Source organism: Microtetraspora sp. NBRC 16547 (assembly GCF_030268965.1).
Classification (GTDB): Bacteria; Actinomycetota; Actinomycetes; order Streptosporangiales; family Streptosporangiaceae; genus Microtetraspora.
The window spans coordinates 25,715-45,860 of sequence record NZ_BSSE01000015.1; the positions used below are offsets into that span (position 1 = coordinate 25,715).

15 protein-coding genes are annotated in these 20,146 nt (G+C 69.3%); 2 read left to right on the forward strand and 13 right to left on the reverse strand.

The genetic code is table 11. From position 1 onward, the window contains the following. Positions 1 to 371: 371 nt before the first annotated feature. The 6 genes from QSK17_RS20715 to rpmE all read right to left on the reverse strand — a co-directional run bounded on the left by QSK17_RS20715 (position 372) and on the right by rpmE (position 5,996). Entirely contained in the window at positions 372 to 758 is a 387-nt protein-coding gene (locus QSK17_RS20715; protein WP_285706600.1) for a hypothetical protein, read from the reverse strand. Continuing rightward, positions 755 to 2,932: a TrbL/VirB6 family protein gene (locus tag QSK17_RS20720; RefSeq protein ID WP_285706602.1), complete on the reverse strand. Its 2,178-nt coding sequence runs from the start codon at positions 2,930 to 2,932 to the stop codon at positions 755 to 757. Before QSK17_RS20720 ends, QSK17_RS20715 begins: the two co-directional genes overlap by 4 nt. A 107-nt stretch (positions 2,933 to 3,039) precedes the next feature. Continuing rightward, the gene (locus QSK17_RS20725) at positions 3,040 to 3,687 is read right to left on the reverse strand and encodes an L-threonylcarbamoyladenylate synthase (RefSeq protein WP_285706603.1); all 648 of its coding nucleotides are present in this window, start codon (positions 3,685 to 3,687) and stop codon (positions 3,040 to 3,042) included. A 50-nt stretch (positions 3,688 to 3,737) separates the two neighbouring features. Further along, on the reverse strand, positions 3,738 to 4,592 hold the full coding sequence (prmC, locus tag QSK17_RS20730) for a peptide chain release factor N(5)-glutamine methyltransferase (protein WP_285706604.1): 855 nt from the start codon (positions 4,590 to 4,592) through the stop codon (positions 3,738 to 3,740). Positions 4,593 to 4,600: 8 nt separating this feature from the next. Then, positions 4,601 to 5,647 (reverse strand): peptide chain release factor 1, encoded by a 1,047-nt coding sequence (prfA, locus tag QSK17_RS20735; protein WP_285706606.1) that lies wholly within the window; start codon positions 5,645 to 5,647, stop codon positions 4,601 to 4,603. 130 nt (positions 5,648 to 5,777) lie between these two features. Continuing rightward, positions 5,778 to 5,996: a 50S ribosomal protein L31 gene (gene rpmE / locus QSK17_RS20740; protein WP_285706607.1), complete on the reverse strand. Its 219-nt coding sequence runs from the start codon at positions 5,994 to 5,996 to the stop codon at positions 5,778 to 5,780. A gap of 554 nt (positions 5,997 to 6,550) precedes the next feature. On the opposite strand from rpmE, the gene QSK17_RS20745 reads away from it, so the two are divergent. Next, positions 6,551 to 7,681 (forward strand): hypothetical protein, encoded by a 1,131-nt coding sequence (locus QSK17_RS20745; protein ID WP_285706608.1) that lies wholly within the window; start codon positions 6,551 to 6,553, stop codon positions 7,679 to 7,681. A 311-nt stretch (positions 7,682 to 7,992) separates the two neighbouring features. On the opposite strand, the gene rho is transcribed toward QSK17_RS20745, so the two are convergent. The 3 genes from rho to thrC all read right to left on the reverse strand — a co-directional run bounded on the left by rho (position 7,993) and on the right by thrC (position 12,519). Continuing rightward, a complete protein-coding gene (gene rho / locus QSK17_RS20750) occupies positions 7,993 to 10,029 on the reverse strand; it encodes a transcription termination factor Rho (protein ID WP_285706609.1) in 2,037 nt (678 codons plus the stop codon). 369 nt (positions 10,030 to 10,398) lie between these two features. Beyond that, positions 10,399 to 11,334, reverse strand: coding sequence for a homoserine kinase (gene thrB, locus QSK17_RS20755; protein WP_285706611.1), 936 nt, complete (start codon positions 11,332 to 11,334; stop codon positions 10,399 to 10,401). Between the two features lie 126 nt (positions 11,335 to 11,460). After that, entirely contained in the window at positions 11,461 to 12,519 is a 1,059-nt protein-coding gene (gene thrC, locus QSK17_RS20760; protein ID WP_285706612.1) for a threonine synthase, read from the reverse strand. A gap of 291 nt (positions 12,520 to 12,810) precedes the next feature. Between thrC and QSK17_RS20765 the strand changes: the two genes are divergently transcribed. Further along, positions 12,811 to 14,448 carry a glycosyltransferase family 2 protein gene (locus QSK17_RS20765; RefSeq protein ID WP_285706613.1) on the forward strand — a complete coding sequence of 546 codons (1,638 nt, stop codon included), beginning with the start codon at positions 12,811 to 12,813 and terminating at the stop codon, positions 14,446 to 14,448. 255 nt (positions 14,449 to 14,703) lie between these two features. Here the strand turns inward: QSK17_RS20765 and QSK17_RS20770 are convergent, their stop codons facing one another. The 4 genes from QSK17_RS20770 to QSK17_RS20785 form a co-directional block, all read right to left on the reverse strand. Then, positions 14,704 to 15,972, reverse strand: coding sequence for a glycosyltransferase family 39 protein (locus QSK17_RS20770; protein WP_285706614.1), 1,269 nt, complete (start codon positions 15,970 to 15,972; stop codon positions 14,704 to 14,706). A gap of 444 nt (positions 15,973 to 16,416) precedes the next feature. After that, positions 16,417 to 17,697, reverse strand: coding sequence for a homoserine dehydrogenase (locus QSK17_RS20775; protein WP_502889262.1), 1,281 nt, complete (start codon positions 17,695 to 17,697; stop codon positions 16,417 to 16,419). A gap of 14 nt (positions 17,698 to 17,711) precedes the next feature. Continuing rightward, complete coding sequence (gene lysA / locus QSK17_RS20780; RefSeq protein ID WP_285706616.1) at positions 17,712 to 19,094, reverse strand: diaminopimelate decarboxylase; 1,383 nt, start codon at positions 19,092 to 19,094, stop codon at positions 17,712 to 17,714. Positions 19,095 to 19,326: 232 nt separating this feature from the next. Beyond that, positions 19,327 to 20,001 (reverse strand): DALR anticodon-binding domain-containing protein, encoded by a 675-nt coding sequence (locus tag QSK17_RS20785; RefSeq protein ID WP_285706617.1) that lies wholly within the window; start codon positions 19,999 to 20,001, stop codon positions 19,327 to 19,329. Between the last annotated feature and the right edge of the window lie 145 nt (positions 20,002 to 20,146).

Genomic DNA, 20,146 nt, shown 5'->3' on the forward strand with positions numbered 1-20,146 from the left:
AGCGATCCGCCGGAATAACGGCGAAGAATGTCTAGACGAGCATGAGGATCGCGATCGCCACCTGCCTGACACCCTGCTTCGGACGGTCACGATCCGCTCGATCACGAGATCACCGCGCCCGATTCGGTCGGCAGACCACGATGACCACAGTTCCGATGTCAACTTGAAAACGATCACATCGGCGTGAAGTAATACGGATGACCTGAGAAGTGAGATCACCCGCGTTGTCGCGCCCTCGCAGCGGAAACCGGATCTCACAAGAAGGCGCTCTCAAGAGAGGGCAGCGCTGCCGCCGGCGCTCGCCATCGGACTCCCGCTGAATGTGGTCCTTCGCGGGCGGGCCTCCCGGTTTCACCTGCGGGTCCGCTGGCTCAGGAGAAGGCGCGGGGCGCGCCGACGCCCCCTGGTATCCACCGTGGCGTGTCGGCGGCCTGGTCACTGATCGCGGTCAGCACCGCCTGGCGGTACATCGCCAGCCGGTTGCGCCACTCGGCGACGTCGCCCACGTAGCGCTTCGCCACCGGCGCGTCCCAGACGTCGTTGCTCCGCGCCATCTGGTACGGCTTCTCCAGCGATCGAGCGAGCTGTTCCATCAGCGGCAGGACCTGGAGCCAGAGATCGACGAGCCGCTGATATTCGGGGTTGAACACCCACGTGGTCTGCTGTCCGCCGGGCGCGAGCAGGTCCGTGCTCGACGGTGCGGGCGGCGTCTCGCCCGGCTGGAGCGGAACCGGCGCGGGCGGATCTCCATAGATCACGTCTTGCCTCCCTTGGTCACGTCACTCGCCGTGCGTATGGACTCCGGCGTACCGGGGACGGCGTCGCCGCCGCCCGTGGCGAACGGGTCCTCCGTGACGTTGTCCTCCGCCGTTCCCACGTAGTCGCCGAAAGGATCTCCGGGAGCGAGCCCCTCCTGGCGGGCGGTGTGCCTGATTGGCTCCAGCGGCTCGACGAACCCGGGCGGTCCATCGGGATGCGGCCCCGGTGGCGTGCCGGCCGCACCGTGAACCCCCGCTCCTCCGACGCCTCCGGTGGCCCCCCAAGCGCCGGATGTTCCGGCTGTACTACTGCCTGTGCTCGCGGCACCCGTGCCTGCGGTCCCTCCTGTGGCGTGCGGGGTGCCGGCACCGCCCGTGCCGGTGCCGACCGTGGCATGCGTGGTGGCGGCGGGATGGACCTGCGCGGCGCTTCCGTCAACCGAGGTGAGGGACGCGTCGGCGACATGGTTCATCGGGGTGGAGACCACCTTCACCCCGTCCACCACGATCACCTGCCGTCCGACCGTCTGATCGATGTCGTCGGGGTGGTCCTTCCAGGGCGTGTCGATGATCTGGGAATCGTCCTTCGGAAGGCTCACATCGCTCACGCCTGGAGCCCCGTCGCCCGCTGTCCCGGAGGGCGGATTACCGGAGGCATCCCCCGTGGACGCGTGCCCTGTGCCGACGGGTATCCCGCCGGAAGCACCCGTAGTGGTCGCGGTCGCACCTGTGGCAACACCAGGTGTGCCAGTAGATGAGCCACCCTCGGCATGACCGGCTGTCCCGGCATAGGCGCCAGGCGCCACATCACCGGTTGTGCCGTGAGAGATAGACGTACCGGCCGACGCGTCACCGGTCGTGCCGTTGGGCATGGCAGCCGAAGCGTCACCGGTCGGGGTGATCGAACTCCCCCATGCGTCACCCGACGTGCCACCGGGCGCTCCGGCATTCACGCCGGATGCTCCGATATTGCCGGGGTCACCGGATGTGCCTGTGAACGTGGTGGCTGATGTGCCGTTCGCGCCGGTGGACGTGTCACCGGAGGTCTCGTTGAACGCGACGGTGGTGGAAGCGCCCCCGTCACCGGTGGCCGTATGACCCGAACCAGCAGGCGTGCCGCCGGAAGCTCCTGTGGTGACGGCATCCGGACCAGTACCCGTTGGGACGGTCGTTCCGGCCGACGCGCCGCCAGCCGTGCCGGTGGACCCGGTTTCGCCGACGGTGGCGCCTGCGGCGGGACCGGTGGAAGCGCTACCGGATCCGCCGGCGGATGCGCCGCTGGATATGTCGTGGGATGTGTCGTGGGATGTGCCGGTGGAGGCGTGGCCTCTGTGAGCGTCGTCCAATGTGCCGTAGACCGCGGCGGGATGCGGGTTGTCGACCGCCGACATCGCCGCCGCACCCGCCGAGGTGTGGGGGGTCATGTGCTTGGACGCCGGGTCCACCCGGATCGGCCCGTCGTCGGCCTTGCCTCCGCTCCCCGTGCCGTCGCCGGAAGAGCCGGTTTTCGGCGCGTGCTCCTTGTGCTTCGCGTCGTCCTTGCCGGGATTGTCGGCGCTTCCTCTGCCGTCCGTCTCCTTGACGCTCGATCCGTCACCGGGCGCCTTGCCTGATCCCTTGGACGTGCCGTCCTTCGGGTCGTCGGCCGGTTTCGTGATGTCCGGTTCGACGCCGGTGCCCTTGGAGCCGTGGTGATCGGCGGTCTTGGCCTTCTTGTGCTCCGAAGCCTTGTGCTCCGAATTGTCCCTGTGCGCGGAATCGTGCGCGGAATCGTTGGACGCGCCGTGCGCGCCCTTCCCCGAATCCGATCCCTTGCCGGAATGCGAGTCCTTGCCCGAACCTGACGCCTTGGACGTGTCGTCCTTCGGGTCGTCGGCCGGCCTGGTGGTGTCGAGCTCACCGCTTGAGGGCGATGACGACGGCGGCTTGCCCGCCCCGGCCGGCTGCTTCTCCTTCTTCTCCAGGAGAGCGAGGCGGGCCGTCACGTCCTTCACCATCGTCCCGCAGTCGTCCGCCACCTGGGCGGGCCGGTGCGTCGTCTGTACGGCGACGCCGGCGGCGCGGGTGAGCCGGGTGATCTGGGCCTCGATGGTGTCCATCTGCTTCGCGGCCTGCCTGACGTGGGCAAGCAGTTCGCGGACCAGCTTCGGATCCATCCCGTCCAGCTTGGCCATGGGCACGCCTCCACGAAGACATCGGCGCACTTACCGTAACCGCGACGTTAGCCCGACGCGGCGACGATAGCCAGACGGCATGATTGACCCGTTTTGCTGGCGTTGAATCAGTCTCCGGTGGCGATGTAGCTCACGACACCGCGCAGCTTCTCGGCGGGGATCGCGCCCTTGCGCAGCACCCGGGGCACCGCGCTGGTCAGGTCCACGATCGTGGAGGGCACGTCGTCGGCGCACTTGCCACCGTCGAGGTAGACGGCGATGGAGTCGCCGAGCTGCTCCTCGGCCTCCGCGGCGGTCGTGGCGGGCGCGGCGCCGGAGCGGTTGGCGCTCGACACCGCCATGGGGCCGGTCTCCTTGAGCAGGTCCAGCGCGACCGCGTGCAGCGGCATCCGGACGGCGACGGTGCCCTTGGTGTCGCCGAGATCCCACGACAGCGACCGGTTGGCCCGGCAGATCAGCGTCAGCGGCCCGGGCCAGAAGGCGTCCACGAGGTCCAGGCCGTACGGGCCGAACTCCTCCACCAGCGCGGTCGCCGCGCGGACGGTGCCGACGAGCACCGGGACCGGCATGTCGCGGCCGCGTCCCTTGGCCTCCAGCAGCGCCGTCACAGCCGAGGGGGTGAAGGCGTCGGCGCCGATGCCGTACACCGTGTCGGTCGGCAACACCACCAGCTCGCCTCGCCGTATGGCCGATGCCGCGTCGGTCAGTCCCGAGGTGCGCTCGTCCTGGTTCGCGCAGTCATAGCGCCTGCCCATGCGTCCCATCTCCTTTACACGTGCGGCACGGCTGTCGGTCTTGGCCGCGCTCAATCCTGTCCGAGGCGCGCGGTCACGAAGCGGTCCCGTCCCGTGAGGTCCTGGCGCAGCCGCACGTCACGCCAGCCGTTGTCCTCGGAGAACAGCCAGTACACCGGGTTTCCCTGCTGGTCGGCGTGTTCCACGGCCACGAAACCGCCCGGACGCAGCAGCCGCCGTGCCGTACGCTCGACCGCTCTCACCTCGTCGAGACCGTCCTGTCCGGAACCGTACAGGGCGCGGGAGGGGTCGTAGTCGCGTACCTCGGGGTCGCGCGGGATCGCCCCCGGCGGGATGTACGGCGGGTTGGAGATGACCAGGTCCACCTTGCCGTTCAGCTCCTGCAGGCAGTCGGTGAGGTCCTCGGGGTGCAGCATGGTCCGGCCCTGACCGTGCTCCAGGATGTTCCGCTTGGCCCAGCCGTACGCCACGGGGTCGATCTCGACGGCGTGCACCTGGGCGAGCGCCACCTCCTGCGCGATCGACAGCGCGATGGCGCCCGATCCGGTGCCGAGGTCGACGACGACGGGAGAGGCGACATCCATCTCGCGCAGCCGGTCGATCGCCCAGCCGGCCACGACCTCGGTCTCCGGGCGCGGCACGAACACTCCGGGGCCCACTTCGAGGGAGAGATAACGGAAGTAGGCCCGGCCGGTGATGTGCTGCAGCGGCTCCCGGGCCTCCCTGCGCGCGATGCCCTCCCAGAAGAGGGCGTCGAAGTCCGCGTCCTTGATGGTGTGCAGCTTGCCGCGCGGCACGCCGTGCACGAAGGCCGCGATCTCCTCGGCGTCGGTACGCGGTGACGGCACGCCCGCCTCGGCGAGCCGGGCGGTGGCGAGTGCGATCTCGTCAAGCAGGAAGGTCATGGGTCCACTTACGAATGGGCAGCGAGCTTTTCCGCCAGTTCGGCGTCAAGCAATGCCTGTATCACCGCGTCCAGATCCCCGTCCAGGACTTGGTCGAGGTTATAGGCCTTGAAGCCCACCCGATGGTCGGAAATGCGATTCTCAGGGAAGTTGTACGTGCGGACCCGCTCGGAACGGTCGACCGTACGCACCTGGGACTTCCGCTCGGCCATGGCCGCCGCCTCGGCCTCCTCCTGGGCCATCGCGAGCAGCCGGGCCCGCAGGATGCGCATCGCCGACTCCTTGTTCTGGAGCTGGCTCTTCTCGTTCTGGCAGGAGACGACCACGCCGGTCGGGACGTGGGTGATGCGGACGGCGGAGTCGGTCGTGTTGACGCTCTGACCGCCGGGGCCGCTGGACCGGAACACGTCGATCCGCAGGTCGTTCGGGTCGATCTGGACGTCCACGTCTTCGGCCTCGGGGTAGACGAGCACACCGGCCGCCGAGGTGTGGATGCGGCCCTGGGACTCGGTCACCGGGACGCGCTGGACGCGGTGCACGCCGCCCTCGAACTTGAGGCGGGCCCAGACGCCCTCCCTGCCCTTGATCGCGACCGTGACGTCCTTGTAGCCGCCGAGGTCGGAGTTCTGGGAGTCGATGATCTCGGTCTTGTATCCGGCGCGCTCGGCGTATCGCAGGTACATCCGGAGGAGGTCACCGGCGAACAGGGCCGACTCCTGGCCGCCCTCGCCCGCCTTGATCTCCATGATGATGTCCTTGTCGTCGTTCGGGTCGCGCGGGACCAGGAGGTGCGTCAGTCGCTCCTCAAGGACTGGGATGCGGCCTTCCAGCTCCATGGCCTCGTCGGCGAACGCCGGGTCCTCCGACGCCAGTTCCCGCGCCGCCGCGAGGTCCTCCCGGACACCCTCCAGCTCGCGGTACGTCGTGACGATGGGCGTGAGCGCCGCGTAGCGCTTGCCGTACGTCCGCGCCTTGGCCTGGTCGGCGTGCACGGAGGGATCGGCGAGCTTCAACTCGAGATCCGCGTACTCACTGATGATCTCGTCGAGATTCACCGCGCGATCCTTTCCTTGGGAACGACTCTCGGGACATGGCCTCCATCACGAAGAACGCCGACCCGGGCGCGCCTCTGTCGAATTCGAGATGGATCGAAAGAGACGGATCCGAGCCGGCGTCCGTGTAGAGCTACTTGCTCTGGGCCTTCTTCCCGAAGCGCGCCTCGAAGCGCGCCACCCGGCCGCCGGTGTCGAGGATCTTCTGCTTGCCCGTGTAGAACGGGTGGCAGGCGGAGCAGACGTCGGCGTGGATGACGCCGTTCTTGGCGGTGCTGCGGGTGGTGAAGCTGTTCCCGCAGGTGCAGGTCACCTGGGTGACGACGTAGTCCGGGTGGATCTCGGGCTTCATTGTTCAGTCCTAACGCTAGGCGCGGTCGCCGGGTCGCTTGTTCGCCGTGCAGGAACGCCCGTGCAGGCTTACGCGCGTCAGGCACACACGGACGCGCGCGCGGGAGCCGGTACCGCTGCGGTTCGGCTACCAGTGTGCCAGATCGAGAAACCCCTCCACGCCGCCGGCTATTCCCGGCGCATACGCGCGCCGTCTACGAGGACGTCGGCGTGTCGCGCCTTCGGCCTCCTTCAGCGTGTCACGCGGCCCGACGGCCGGCGGAACCCAGGCCCCTCGACAGAGGGCCCGAATGTGTGTCCTAGGCCACACTCTTCACCGCCGAAGATCGGTTTCTCGCGCGGTTGCCGGAATGCCGCTCCGGGCTGTCCCGGGATGTGGATAACACCGGAGTTCCCAGGTAGTGCCCTATATCCCAACATTGTGGAACATCGCGGAAAGCGTTCCGTAAATAGGGAGCTACCTCACCATCCGGGTGGACGAGCCACACAGGCCCCACTAGGCTCCGGTGTTCAAACCCGACTTTTCCCTCAATTTTACCAATGTTAGGGGTATCCATGAGGAAGAGCCTGCGGCTCGCAGTAGCGGCCGCGACGGGGGCAGCACTCTTCGCTACCGGTGCGGCCATCACCGTAGCCTCCCCCGCGAACGCTGTATCCGCCGTTGCTCTTCGAGCGGACGGCGACATCTCCGACCTGGCGCACACCGGCGATCTGTTCATCCCGCCGACCGGTAGCGACAAGATCGGCTTCAGCTTCAACATCGAAGACCCTTACGTCACAGATGGTGACAAGAAGGGCGAGGTGAAGTACAAGGCCTGGGTCCGGTACACCACGGACAAGTCGGCCAACCCGGTGGCCTGGAAGAACGGCGACGTCACCCAGCTCACCAAATCGACGGCCAGCCCGATCCCCACCGGCCAGATCAAGATGACCGGTTCGATCTCCCTTTCCTCCAGCGACAAGCCGGGGGACAAGTGGCAGATCCAGGTTGCCCAGACGAATGCCGACGTGACCACCGCGCCGACTGACGGTTGGAAGTCGCTCGACCTCGACGTCAAGGCCGCTACCCGGGTCAACGGGGCGAGCGTTTCTCCGAACCCCGTCAGACTGAAGTCGGGCAAGGAAGTCGACGTCTTCGTGTCGTTCGAGCTGGAGAAGTCCGGTGACGAGAAGGTCACCGACGTCCGTCTCGAGAGCAAGAGCTACGACGACTACTACTCGCTCGGCACCGGCATGGAGTCGGACGGCAAGTCGTTCCACAACTCGACCTCCTTCGACTACAGCACCTCGACGGGCGCCTGGCAGCTGAAGATCACGGTCTCCCGTGGCTCGAAGACCTACAGCTTCGTCAAGGGCTTCGAAGTCTCGAAGACCGGCTCGTCGAAGAGCAAGTCGAAGATCACGCTGTCCGCCTCGCCGTCCTCGGTGAAGAAGGGCAAGACGACCAAGCTGTCCGGCAAGGTCTACCGCGGCTCCAACGGCTGGGGCAAGAAGATCATGAAGCTGTACTTCAAGAAGAAGGGCAGCTCGAAGTGGGGCTTCGTCGGCTACGTCGGCGCCACCTCGACCGGTAAGTTCAGCAAGACGGTCAAGCCGAAGTACACCGGTTACTGGCGTCTGGCGGCCACCGGTACCAGCACGACCTACGGCTCCTACTCCAACAACAAGCTGGTGTCGGTGAAGTAGCGCGCGGTACCTGCACGCCTCGCGTCACCAACCCCTGGCGCAAGCCGTACAGCACAGGAAAGGCCCGCATGGTTCACACCGTGCGGGCCTTTTCCATGTCCGGAGCCGTGCCTCTCATAACAATCCCAGGATCCTCCTGCGCGGGAGCACGCCCAGGAGGAGGACGTCACGTACGCCGTGGCCGGACGCATCGGCCACGGCTCCGGTGACGAAATCACCCTTCACCAGACGCCTTCTGACGCCAGGACATCGCCGGGACAGGAAAACGCCCCGGGTGGTTCACCACCCGGGGCGTTTCGCCGTACAGGAACTCAGTCGCGGTCGTTGCTGACCGTCGTCTTCTGCACCTGGAGCAGGAACTCGGCGTTGGACTTGGTCTCCCGCATCTTCTCCAGGAGGAGCTCGAGAGCCTGCTGCATGTCGAGGGCGTGCAGCACGCGCCGCAGCTTCCAGACGATCTGGAGCTCGTCCTTCGACATGAGGATCTCTTCCTTGCGGGTGCCGGACGCGTCGACGTCCACCGCGGGGAAGATCCGCTTGTCGGCGAGGGACCGGTTGAGCTTGAGCTCCATGTTTCCGGTGCCCTTGAACTCCTCGAAGATGACCTCGTCCATCTTGGAGCCGGTCTCGACCAGCGCCGTGGCGAGGATCGTCAGGGAGCCGCCGTTCTCGATGTTGCGGGCGGCGCCGAAGAAGCGCTTCGGCGGGTAGAGCGCGGTGGAGTCCACACCACCGGACAGGATGCGGCCCGACGCGGGCGCGGCCAGGTTGTAGGCGCGGCCGAGGCGGGTGATCGAGTCCAGCAGCACGACCACGTCGTGGCCGAGCTCCACCAGGCGCTTGGCCCGCTCGATGGCGAGCTCGGCGACCGTGGTGTGGTCCTCGGCGGGACGGTCGAAGGTCGAGTGGATGACCTCGCCCTTGACCGACCGCTGCATGTCGGTGACCTCTTCCGGACGCTCGTCCACGAGGACGACCATCAGGTGGCACTCAGGGTTGTTGCGCGTGATCGCGTTGGCGATCGACTGCAGCACCATCGTCTTACCGGCCTTCGGCGGCGAGACGATCAGGCCGCGCTGGCCCTTGCCGATCGGCGAGACCAGGTCGATGATCCGCGTGGTGAGGACGTTCGGCTCGGTCTCCAGACGCAGGCGCTCCTGCGGGTAGAGCGGCGTGAGCTTGTTGAAGTCGGGCCGCTGACGGGCCTGCTCCGGCTCCATGCCGTTGACCGTGTCGAGGCGGACGAGCGCATTGAACTTCTCGCGCCGCTCACCGTCGCGCGGCTGCCGGACGGCGCCGGTGACGACGTCGCCCTTGCGCAGGCCGTTGCGGCGGATCTGCGCCAGCGACACGTACACGTCGTTGGAGCCGGGCAGGTAGCCGCTGGTGCGCACGAACGCGTAGTTGTCGAGGATGTCCAGGATGCCGGCGATCGGGATGAGGACATCGTCCTCGCTGATCACGGGCTCGTTGCTGTCGAAGCGGTCGCGGCCACGGCGGTTGCGCTCGCGGAACCTGCCGCGACGGCCGCGCGCGTCGTCGCCCTGGTCACCGCGGCTGTCTCCACGGTCGCCACGGCTGTCTCCACGCTCACCGCGGCTGTCACCACGGTCGCCACGGCTGTCGCTCCGGCCGTCACGGCCGTCACGGCCGTCGCGTCCGTCGCGTCCATCGCGGCCCTGCTGGTCGCGGCCGCGCGACTGACTGTCGCCCGCGTCCGCGGCCCGCTGGTCCGTACGGCTGTCGCGGTCACCAGAGCGGTCACCCGAGCGGTCGCGGTCGCCGGAGCGCTCGCGCCGCTCGCCGCGGCCACGACGCTCGCGGCGGTCGGACCGCTCGCCACGGCTGTCGCCACGCGTGTCCGTCTGGGCGTCGCCCTGGGTCTCGGCGGTGGCGAGGACATCGGCGGTGGTGGAAGAGCCGGTGGAAGTGACGGTGGGAGCAGCGGCGGCGGGAGCGCTGTCCACGCGCTCGGCGGCGGGCTGCTCCTCGCGGGTCTCGGCCACGGGCTCGGCGGGCGTGGCGGGCGCGGACGCGGCGGCGCGGGAACGATCCCTGCGACCGCGAGCGGGGCGTTCGGCGACGGCGGCCGGCGCTTCCGCGGCCGGCTTCTGCTCCGCCTGCGCCTCTCCCGCCGCCCCCTGCTTCTCCTGGATGGCCGCGATGAGCTGGCTCTTGCGCATCCGCCCGATCCCGCTGATGCCGAGACCGGTGGCCATGGCCTGCAGCTCGGGCAGCACCATGCCGGCCAGGCCGGTGCCGGAGCGACGACGCGGTCGAGCCGGGGCAGTGGTGGGGGTGTCGCCGGCGGACTGGCCGTCGGAGAGGAGTTCGGTGGTGTCGCTCAACTAAAGGGTCCTTCCCAGGGGTCGGGCACCGGACTCGTGCGTCCTGGTGTCCCGGTGGTGCGACCCGGCGAGACAGACCGGGTCGGGCTTCGCGAATCTCAGGTGTTGATGACGCTCCGGACTCGCGAGCTGCCAGATGTCGAAGTGGTTCGAACGCGCATGCCTCCGAGAACCCCACCCCTCGTCACGCCGAACGGGGTAACGGGAGGAAACGGTTTCGGGAAAATCGCCCTGCCCGCGTCGAAGGACGCGGAGCGAAGTGCAGCGATGTGCGAATGACAAGCACGCACCCAACACGGGGGCACCTGGTGCGGCTATCAGCCTAACATCACCAGCGCACACAGCTATTCCCTGGAGGTCGAAGAGGCATCAGCGTGTCTCGGGAAACTGAACGCCCGCACCATTCAGGTCGACGTTCAAGGGCTGGATGAGCCAGTCCGTACCCACTTCTGATGCGATCAAATCCTCGGTGTCCGATGTCGAAAAGGCAAGGACCGTCGGACCCGCTCCCGAGACGATCGCGGCAATCCCCGCGGCGCGCAGCCGTCGTACCAGGTCAGCGGTCCGCGGCATGGCGGGCGCGCGGTAGTCCTGGTGCAGGCGGTCTTCGGTGGCGGCGAGAAGCAGGCCGGATTCCGGCATCCGGGTCAGCGCCGCGATGAGCAGCGCCGCCCGCCCCGCGTTGACGGCGGCGTCGGAATGCGGCACGTCCTTCGGCAGAAGTCCGCGCGCCTCCTCCGTGGACAACCGGAAGGCCGGGATCAACGCGACCGGCCGGATGTCGTCGTGCGGGACGAGCTTCACCATACGCGGCGTGCCGGACTGCTCGGTCCACGCGATGGTCAGCCCTCCGGCCAGGCAGGGCGCCACGTTGTCGGGATGGCCTTCCAGCTCCGTGGCCAGCGCGAACGCCTCATCGTCCGACAGGTCCAGCGGCTCGCCCGTACCGGCGGCGGCGGTGGCGAGCGCCCGCGCGGCGAGGATGCCGGCGCAGATGGCGGCGGAGGACGAGCCGAGCCCGCGCGCGTGCGGGATGCGGTTGCGGCAGCGAAGCGTGATGCCGGAGGGTTGCGGAACGCCGATGCGGTCGAACGTGGCCCGCATGGTTTTGACGATCAGATGGCCCTCGCCCGCGTCCAGCTCTCCCGCGCCCTGCCCCTCGACTTCGATGGTCACGCTGTCGCCGGAGAGTTCGGCCTCGATCTCGTCGTACAGGTCGAGTGCGAGGCCGAGGCTGTCGAATCCGGGCCCGAGGTTGGCGCTCGTCGCCGGAACCCGGACGACCACGCTGTTGCTACCGGTCATTCATCACCAGATCCACTACATGATCAGGACAGGATCGGCACCGATCGGGTTACCGCACCGGCGCCTCGTGCGCGATCGGGAACGGCGCGGGCCGGAAGGCCGGCGCCGTTCTCGCGGTCGTGCGGGTCAGGCGAGTTCGAGCGCGGAGGCCGCGGCGTACGCGTCGACGGGGATCGTCACCGGGGCGGGAGCGCCGGAGATCGCCCAGTCGGGGTCCTTGAGGCCGTTGCCGGTCACCGTGCAGACGACGCGCTGGCCCGGGGAGAGCAGCCCCTGCTCGTGTGCCTGCAGCAGGCCCGCGACGCTCGCCGCCGACGCGAGCTCGACGAAGACGCCCTCGCTCTGCGCGAGCAGCTTGTACGCGGAGGCGATCTGGCGGTCGGTCACCGCCTGGATGTCGCCGCCGGACTCGTCACGCGCGGCCTCGGCGAGCTTCCAGGAGGCTGGGTTGCCGATCCTGATCGCGGTCGCGATGGTGTGCGGGTGGGTGACCGGGGCGCCGTTGACGATGGGCGCGGCGCCGCTCGCCTGGAAGCCGAGCATTCGCGGCGTCTTCGTGGCGATGCCGTCCGCGGCGTACTCCTTGTAGCCCATCCAGTACGCCGAGATGTTGCCGGCGTTGCCGACGGGGATGCAGTGCACGTCGGGGGCGTCGCCGAGAGTGTCGACGATCTCGAACGCGGCCGTCTTCTGGCCCTGCAGGCGGTACGGGTTGACGGAGTTGACCAGGGCGATGGGGTAGTTCTCCGCGAGCTTCCTGGTCATCTCGAGGCAGTCGTCGAAGGACCCCTCGACCTGGAGCAGCCGGGCTCCGTGGACGAGCGCCTGGGCCAGCTTGCCCATGGCGATCTTGCCGCGCGGCACGAGCACCGCGCAGGTCAGTCCGGCGCGTACGGCGTAGGCGGCGGCGGAGGCGCTGGTGTTGCCGGTGGAGGCGCAGATCACCGCCTGGGCGCCGTCCTCCACGGCCTTGCTGATGGCCATGGTCATGCCACGGTCCTTGAAGCTGCCGGTCGGGTTGAGACCCTCGACCTTGAGGTAGACGTCACAGCCGGTCATCTCGGAGACGCGCTTGGCGGGCACGAGCGGCGTGCCGCCTTCGAGCAGGGTGACCACGGGCGTCGTAGTGGTCACCGGAAGCCGGTCACGGTACTCCTCGATGAGGCCACGCCAAGCCCTGGTCATGATCGCTCCTCCTACGCGGGCCTCGTCACACGGGCCCACCTGCGGTATTGGCCCTCGAGTTTACGGCCAACCGCTCTACCTGCGGGATCCACCATCCACCTTATGGACATATTTACGGACATGCTGTCGATATACGGGTGCTGGTGCAGTTTCCAGCTATGAGCGAACGAGAAGGTCGCTTCGCCAGCGCCCCGTGCCGCCCTGGGCGACGCGACGGGGCAAAGATTGACGGGAGGGGCAATAGGGTCGTTTCTGACTTGACTCGATCAACGACAAGCGAGGAGGGGCATCGTGACGGGCGACGAGGCCCGGCCGAGGATTCGGCACAACGACTATTCTCCTGTGACCCCCGCGCCGATCGGCCGCTGGAACCCCGAACTGCCGGTCAGCGTGATCATTCCCGCGCACGGCGGCCAGCACCGGCTCGACCTCGTCCTCGCCTCCCTCGCGGCGCAGAGCTACCCGGCCCCGCTCACCGAGGTCATCGTGGTGGACGACGGCAGCAGTCCGCCTCTCCGGCTGCCGGAGATCCGGCCGGAGAACACGCGGTTGATCCAGTCCCCGCCGGACGGGCGGGGCGCGGGCCACGCCATGAACGCCGGGATCGCCGTCGCCGAGGGCGAGGTCGTCCAACGGCTCGACGCCGACATGGTCATCCACCGTGAGCACCTGGAGGCCCTGCTGCGCTGGCAGCACCTGACCGACTACCTGGTGACCTTCGGCGGCAAGAAGTTCGTGACCGAGCCACCACTGCGGCCCGGCGAGGTGTTCGAGGCGGTCGGAAAGGGTGAGCTGGAGTCCCTGTTCGCCGATTCTGAGCTGGTGTCCAGCTCGACGGAGGAGACGGTCCGCCGCCTCGACGGGCTACGCGCCAGCCGGAACCCGTACCAGACCTGCACGGGGCCGACCGTCTCGCTGCGCCGCACCCTCCTCGACAAGGTCCGCGGGTTCGATCCGGCGGTGGTACGCGGGCAGGACACGGAGTTCGCGTACCGGTTGGCCCAGGAGGGCGCGGTGTTCGTCCCCGACTTCTCGGCCAGGGCGGTCCACCTCGGGCTGCCCGCCCAGCGGGGCGAGCACAGGGAGGCGATCGTGCGGCTGGTGGAGACCTATCTGGCGCATCAGGTCCCGCTCCGCCGCGACCTGCGCAAGGAGTGGGGGCGCGGGTGGGCCGTGCCGTACGTGGAGATCGTCCTCGACGTGTCGGCGGGCCCGGGTGCCGTCCCGCCGGGGACGGCCCAGGCGGCGCGGGCGGCGATCTCGGCCGCGCTCGGCGGGACGGTGTCCGATGTGCGGATCAGCCTGGTGGGGCCGTGGTCGCGGCTCGGCGATGTCCGTGTGGGCGATCCCCTGTTCGACCTGGTCCTGTTGCGTGAGGGCTTCGAGCGAGACCCTCGGGTACGGCTCGTCGAGGAGATTCCGCCGTCGGCGGCGCCGACGCCGTTCCGGTTCACAGGACCGCTCGGCCACCCGCTCGCGCCGGACACGCTTGAGCGCATGACGAAGGCGATGACCGAGGAGCGGCTCGGCATGCTGGTCGTGACGTTCCCGGACGGCGGCACGGCGACGCTCAGCCGGACCGAGGCCGTGAACCGTGCCCGCCTCCTCGCGAGCCCCGGCGAGCCTCTGGAGTCCGTGGTCGACCTCACCCACGGCGTACGGCACGCCGAGCCGGCCCAATTCTGGGACGCGGACGCGGCGGACCGCAGCGCGCGGACGACCGCGCAGCACCATCCGCACCGGACAGGGCGCGACGAGACGGCGGGAGCGCGGCCGGCGCCCAAGCCAGCCGCCGATACTACGGCCGATACCGCAGCCGATACCAGGGCCGATACTGCGGCCGATGCGGCACCTGTCTCGGCGTCGGCGAAACCGGCCGCGCCGGCGCGGCGCTCCGGCTTGCTGGACCGCCTTCGGGGGATGCGCTGACGCGGCGCCGCGACACCTGCCGGTCGCGGCGCGGCCCCAGTCCAGCGCGGTGCGGTTCGCCCGATATCGCCGCCGAGTTCCCGGCGCAGGACGCTAATGCCCCTCCCGTCAATCTTTGCCCCGTCGCGTCGCCCAGGACGGCACCTCGCTGCGTTGTCGTCGTCGGCCGTAGGCTCCGCTACGACCTCCTCCTCCGCCTTGCGATGCACCACCCTGGACACCGCTCCTTCCGGGCAAACCTTGCCGGTCACGGCACTAGCGGGTGAACAGGGCGACCGTGAGGCCGGGCAGTTCGGCGGAGTGCCAGGAGAACTCGGCCTCCAGCCCGGCGCGGCGTGCGGCGGCGACTTGGGGGAATCTGTCGCCGTCGAGGCCGGCCTGCTTGGTGCCGCGCCACACGATCCAGACCCGATCCCGTCCCTTCAGCACCGTGTCGAGATCAGCCCGCTCTGGATAGCCGAGACCACGGGGATCGGGCGCGGTGCCGATCCCTGCGACGTCTTCGGGGAGGCGGTCGCCTCCGTAGTAGCGGAACCCGGTGCGCAGCCAACTCTGGCCGTACAGAATCGCGTCACCTGGCTGGAGCGCGGCCTCGATGACGCGGCTCGCGCCTCGGAAATCCTCGTAGTGACCGTTGTCGGAGCGGTAGGCGATCTGCACGGGGAGTGCGATCAGGGCGAGCACCAGACTGGGCAGCACGGTCACAGCGGTGGAGAGCCCCGGCCGCCGTGAGAGTCCAGGGAGCGACGCCCAGGGGACCGCCGCCAGGCCGATGCCTCCGAGCAGGGCCAGGCCCGGAACCGTCACGAAGAGGTAGCGGTCCACGTAGACCGGCATCACGGCGTACGAGATCACGAGCATCAACAGCGGTGGGAGGACGAACCAGAACGCCGCCCCGACGGCCCAGGCGGCGCCCGACCGGTCGCGCACGGGTCGCCGGGACCGTAGCCACAGCACAGCGGCCCCGGCGAACGCCGCGATCAGCAGCAGCGTCCCGGCGACCTGATCGCCGGTGGCCATCTTGGGGAACTTGAGCAGGATCGACGGGTCCTTGAGCGGGATCCAGCTGATCGCATGGCGCTCGCCGAACCCGATGGCGGCGAAAGCCGCGGCGGGCAGGCATCCGAGGGCGACCGCGGGCAGCAGGTGACGGACCGTCATACGCGGGGGCAGCGCCCACAACGCGATCACGAGTTGCGCGGGGACGACCAGCATGGCGAACAGATGCGTACACCCCAGCAGCGCCACCGAAGCGCCGTACAGCGCCAGCCGCCGCCCGGTCGGTCGCGTGACGGCCCGGTGCAGTGCCCAGAACGAGATCACCGCCGCCGCGGCGGCGAACGCGTACGGCCGGGCGTTGGCCCCGTGGTAGGACACGGCGGGCAGCACCGCGAAGAGCCCGGCGGCGGCGAGGCCCGCCCGCGAGCTGTGCAGGCGCCGCCCGAGATCGAGCAGGAAGGCCGCGGCGACACCGATCGCGACGGCGGACGGCAGCCTCAGCCACCACTCCGAGTCGCCTGCCATCCCCCAAAAATGCATGAAGGTGTAGTACGGCAGGAAATGTCCATCAATGTTCTGCGCAAGCGTCCACAATCCAGAAAGCGAACGGCCCGCGGCACCATAGGTGGCCATCTCGTCCCCGGAAAGCGAAGGTCCGCCGGATCCGAGGATCGCGACGCAGGTCGCCACGGCACCCGCCGCGACGGGCATCCTCCACGACCCCGTCCGTCCCCGTTCTTCGCTATTTGTGGCACTTGCGGCAATCTGCGTCAGATTGGCCATCTGCGGACCATAGCAGTCTGTTGCCGAAACGATCTGGTCCTTCGCCTGGCAAGCGCGCGCGGCGTCGTGGAACCGACCCCGTACTTCCCCATAAGATCCACCCGGCCGACCTTAAGGGCGGCCGGGTTCGCCTGTCAGGGGAGCCGACAGCGCACCGCAGAGTCTCCGGAAGCCGGAGTCAGCCCGTCAGGGGGTCTCGTCGCCTTCGACGCGCATCACACCGGCGACCGCGCGAACGATGTCCATCTCGCGCAGGCTCTCGATGGTGGCCGAGAGCGCGGCGTCGCTGGCCCGGTGGGTGACGAGGACGAGTTGGGCGTCGTCACCCCTGCCCTCCTGGCGGACGGTCTGGATCGACACGTCGTGCTTGGCGAAGATCTCGGCCACCCTGGCGAGGACGCCCGGCTTGTCGGCCACGTCCAGGGAGACGTGGCAACGCGTGACACTCTCGCCCATCGGGTGGACCCGCAGGTCGGCGTAGGTGGACTCCTCCGGGCCGCGGGTGTTCGCGATGCGGTTGCGCGCCACGGCGACGATGTCGCCGAGCACCGCCGACGCGGTGGGCGCGCCGCCCGCGCCCGCGCCGTAGAACATCAGACGCCCGGCCGACTCGGCCTCCACGAACACGGCGTTGTACGCCTCGCGGACACCGGCCAGGGGGTGCGACCTCGGGATCATGGCGGGGTGGACCCGGACGCCCACGGAACGACCGTCGTCCGACCGCGCGCAGATGGCGAGCAGCTTGATGACGTATCCCATGGCCTTCGCCGAGGCGACGTCGGCGGCGGTGATCTCGGTGATGCCCTCGCGGTGCACGTCGGCGGCGGTCACCCGGCTGTGGAAGGCGATCCCCGCGAGGATCGCCGCCTTGGCCGCCGCGTCGAAGCCCTCGACGTCGGCGGTCGGGTCCGCCTCGGCGTAGCCGAGCGCCTGGGCCTCCTCCAGCGCGTCGGTGAACGAGGCGCCGGTGGAGTCCATCTTGTCGAGGATGTAGTTGGTGGTGCCGTTGACGATGCCGAGCACCCGCTGCACGCGGTCACCGGCCATCGACTCCCGCAGCGGGCGCAGCAGCGGGATCGCCCCCGCGACACTGGCCTCGAAGTAGAGGTCGGCGTTGTTCTCGCGCGCGGCGCGGTGGATGGTCGCGCCGTCCTCGGCCAGCAGCGCCTTGTTCGCGGTGACCACGGACTTGCCCGAGGCCATCGCCGAAAGGATCAGCGACCTGGCCGGCTCGATCCCGCCGATCACCTCGACCACGATGTCGACGTCGTCGCGGGTCACCAGGCTCTCGGCGTCCGTGGTGAGGAGCGCCGGGTCGATGTCGGCGTCCCGCTTGCGGCCCGGCTTGCGCACCGCCACGCCGACGAGCTCCAGGGGGGCGCCCACGCGGGCGGCGAGGTCGTTCTCCTGCTCGCGCAGGAGCCGGACGACCTGCGAGCCGACGACCCCGCAGCCGAGCAACGCGATTTTCAGAGGTTTGGTCACAGTTGTCCCCTCAGGAGGTCGTCCTCGGTCTCCCGGCGCACGATGACGCGCGACTGGCCGTGGGACACCGCCACGACGGCCGGCTTGGGCAGGTAGTTGTAGTTGTTGGCGAGCGAGCGGCAGTAGGCCCCCGTCCCGGCCACGGCGACCAGGTCGCCGGGCGTGAGGTCGGCCGGGAACCACAGGTCGCGCACGATCATGTCACCGCTCTCGCAGTGCTTGCCGACGAGACGGGAGAGCATCGGCTCCGCCTCGCTCTCGCGCGAGGCGAGCACGGCCGTGTAGTCGGCGCCGTACAGCGCGGTGCGGATGTTGTCGCTCATGCCGCCGTCGACGCTGACGTAGCTGCGCAGGCCCTCCACGTCCTTGACGGTGCCGACTTCGTAGAGCGTGACTCCGGAGAGGCCGGCGATGGACCGGCCCGGCTCGACGGTCAGCCGGGGCATGGGCAGGCCCGCCGACTCGCACATCTTGGTCACGATGTCCCGCAGGCCGTCCGCGAGGACCTTGACGTCAAGGACGTCGTCGCCGTGGACGTACGGGATGCCGTAGCCGCCGCCGAGGTCCAGCTCGGGCAGGACGACGCCGTGCTCCTCCTTGACCTCCACGAGCAGCGCGGCGAGACGACGCGCCGCGACCTCGAACCCGGCGGTGTCGGTGATCTGCGACCCGATGTGGGAGTGCAGGCCGACCAGTTCGAGCTGGGGCAGGGCGAGGATGCGCCGGACGGCCTCCGCCGCCGCGCCGCTGCTCAGCGACAGGCCGAACTTCTGGTCGTCGTGCGCCGTGGCGATGAACTCGTGCGTGTGGGCCTCGACGCCCACGGTGACGCGGATCATGACCTTGGGTCGCGCGCCGTACTTGTCCGCGAGGAACCCGAGCCGGGCGATCTCCTCGTAGGAGTCGACGACGATGTGGCCGACGCCGACCTCGACGGCCCGCTCCAGCTCGGCGAGCGACTTGTTGTTGCCGTGCATGGTGATGCGCTCAGGGGGGAAGCCCACGCTGAGCGCGACCGCGAGCTCGCCCGCGCTGCACACGTCGAGACCGAGGTCCTCCTGCTGGATCCAGCGGGCGATCTCCCTGCACAGGAACGCCTTGCCCGCGTAGTGGACCTCGCCGTCGTCGAACGCCGCGCGATATTCGCGGCAGCGGGAGCGGAAGTCCTCCTCGTCGATGACGTAGAGCGGCGTGCCGTACTGCGCGGCCAGGTCGCGCACGTCCACACCGCCGACGGTGATCGCGCCGTCGATCCGGCCGGACGTTCGCGTCCAGATCGCCGGTTCGAGGGCGTTCAGATCAGCGGGGGCGAGCGGTGGACGTTCCTCGGGCAGCGCTTCGGCGTGCCCGTCACCGGCGGAATGGGCGAATCGGCTCACCCGAACGAGGCTATCCGACCCCACCGCCATTGCGAGACGGATGACCAATTGGCGAGACGCGTGACCATAGGAAATGCGGCTATTTCATGATTTCAACGAAAAATTCGTTGCACAGCCTCGAAGATAACGGACCTCCTTTGCCGCGCCCCGGGGCGCCCCTCCCCCGCGGATCTCCCGGCCCCCGCCGCGGTCGCCGGTCGTCGCCATCGGTCGTCGCAGTCGGTCGTCGCCGTCACAACCGGTCGGGCAAGGGGACGGCGAAAAGGGCGGCCAGGACGGTTCGTACGGCCGTCGCCAGCCAGAGCCTCGCGGTGTGGACGTCGTTCACCGGCTGATCGCCCACCGGGACGGCCGGGGCGTGCTCGTGCGCGTCGTGGTAGGCGAGCGCGAGCTGGCCGGCGTACGCCTCCCAGGCCGGATCACGACTGGCCGCACGGGTCGGCAGCTCGGCGAGCAGCCGGAGCACCGCCCGATCGTGGGGATCGTCCAGCGGCTCGGGCCGGAATCCCTCCTCGGGAACGCCGAGATCACGCGCCCACCGCTGTACGGCCGCCGCCCGCGCGTGCGCGTACCGGACGACGAACCCGGGGTTGTCCCACGTACGCGGGAAATCCGGAGCGAGCGCGGCGCGTTCGCGGATCTCGGGCGGTCCCTTCCGCACGATCTCACCGGCGACCTCACCCGGCCGGCTGACCGCGATCAGGAGGAACCCGTCGGGCCGGACCCGGACGTCGTCGATCCCGTCGCGGCGGCGAAGCCGTACCGCGATCTCCTCGGCGACCTCGCGCGGCGGGCGGCCGGACGCGACGCGGAGGGCGACCGGCGAGCCGTAGACCGCCTCCCGCGCCCACGAGCCCCAAGGAACGGGCAGCGCGCCGATGAGCCCGGCAAGCTGGTCAGGGGTCACCCAGGCAGCGTAAGGCCGCCCCGGCTCCACCGGTTCACCGTGGACGCCACTCCGCATGCCCCCGCGCCGACGGCCGACTCACCCGCACCGACTCACCCGCGCCGATTCACCCGCGCCGACCGGCCGGGCGCGACGGAGGCGTGCG

What these genes read in the sequence shown, in the direction of transcription:
- QSK17_RS20720 (WP_285706602.1), bottom strand. Translation starts at nt 2,932, where the DNA reads ATGGCCAAGCTGGACGGGATGGATCCGAAGCTGGTCCGCGAACTGCTT.
- QSK17_RS20725 (WP_285706603.1), bottom strand. Translation starts at nt 3,687, where the DNA reads ATGGGCAGGCGCTATGACTGCGCGAACCAGGACGAGCGCACCTCGGGA.
- prmC (WP_285706604.1), bottom strand. Translation starts at nt 4,592, where the DNA reads ATGACCTTCCTGCTTGACGAGATCGCACTCGCCACCGCCCGGCTCGCC.
- rpmE (WP_285706607.1), bottom strand. Translation starts at nt 5,996, where the DNA reads ATGAAGCCCGAGATCCACCCGGACTACGTCGTCACCCAGGTGACCTGC.
- QSK17_RS20745 (WP_285706608.1), top strand. Translation starts at nt 6,551, where the DNA reads ATGAGGAAGAGCCTGCGGCTCGCAGTAGCGGCCGCGACGGGGGCAGCA.
- thrB (WP_285706611.1), bottom strand. Translation starts at nt 11,334, where the DNA reads ATGACCGGTAGCAACAGCGTGGTCGTCCGGGTTCCGGCGACGAGCGCC.
- thrC (WP_285706612.1), bottom strand. Translation starts at nt 12,519, where the DNA reads ATGACCAGGGCTTGGCGTGGCCTCATCGAGGAGTACCGTGACCGGCTT.
- QSK17_RS20770 (WP_285706614.1), bottom strand. Translation starts at nt 15,972, where the DNA reads ATGGCAGGCGACTCGGAGTGGTGGCTGAGGCTGCCGTCCGCCGTCGCG.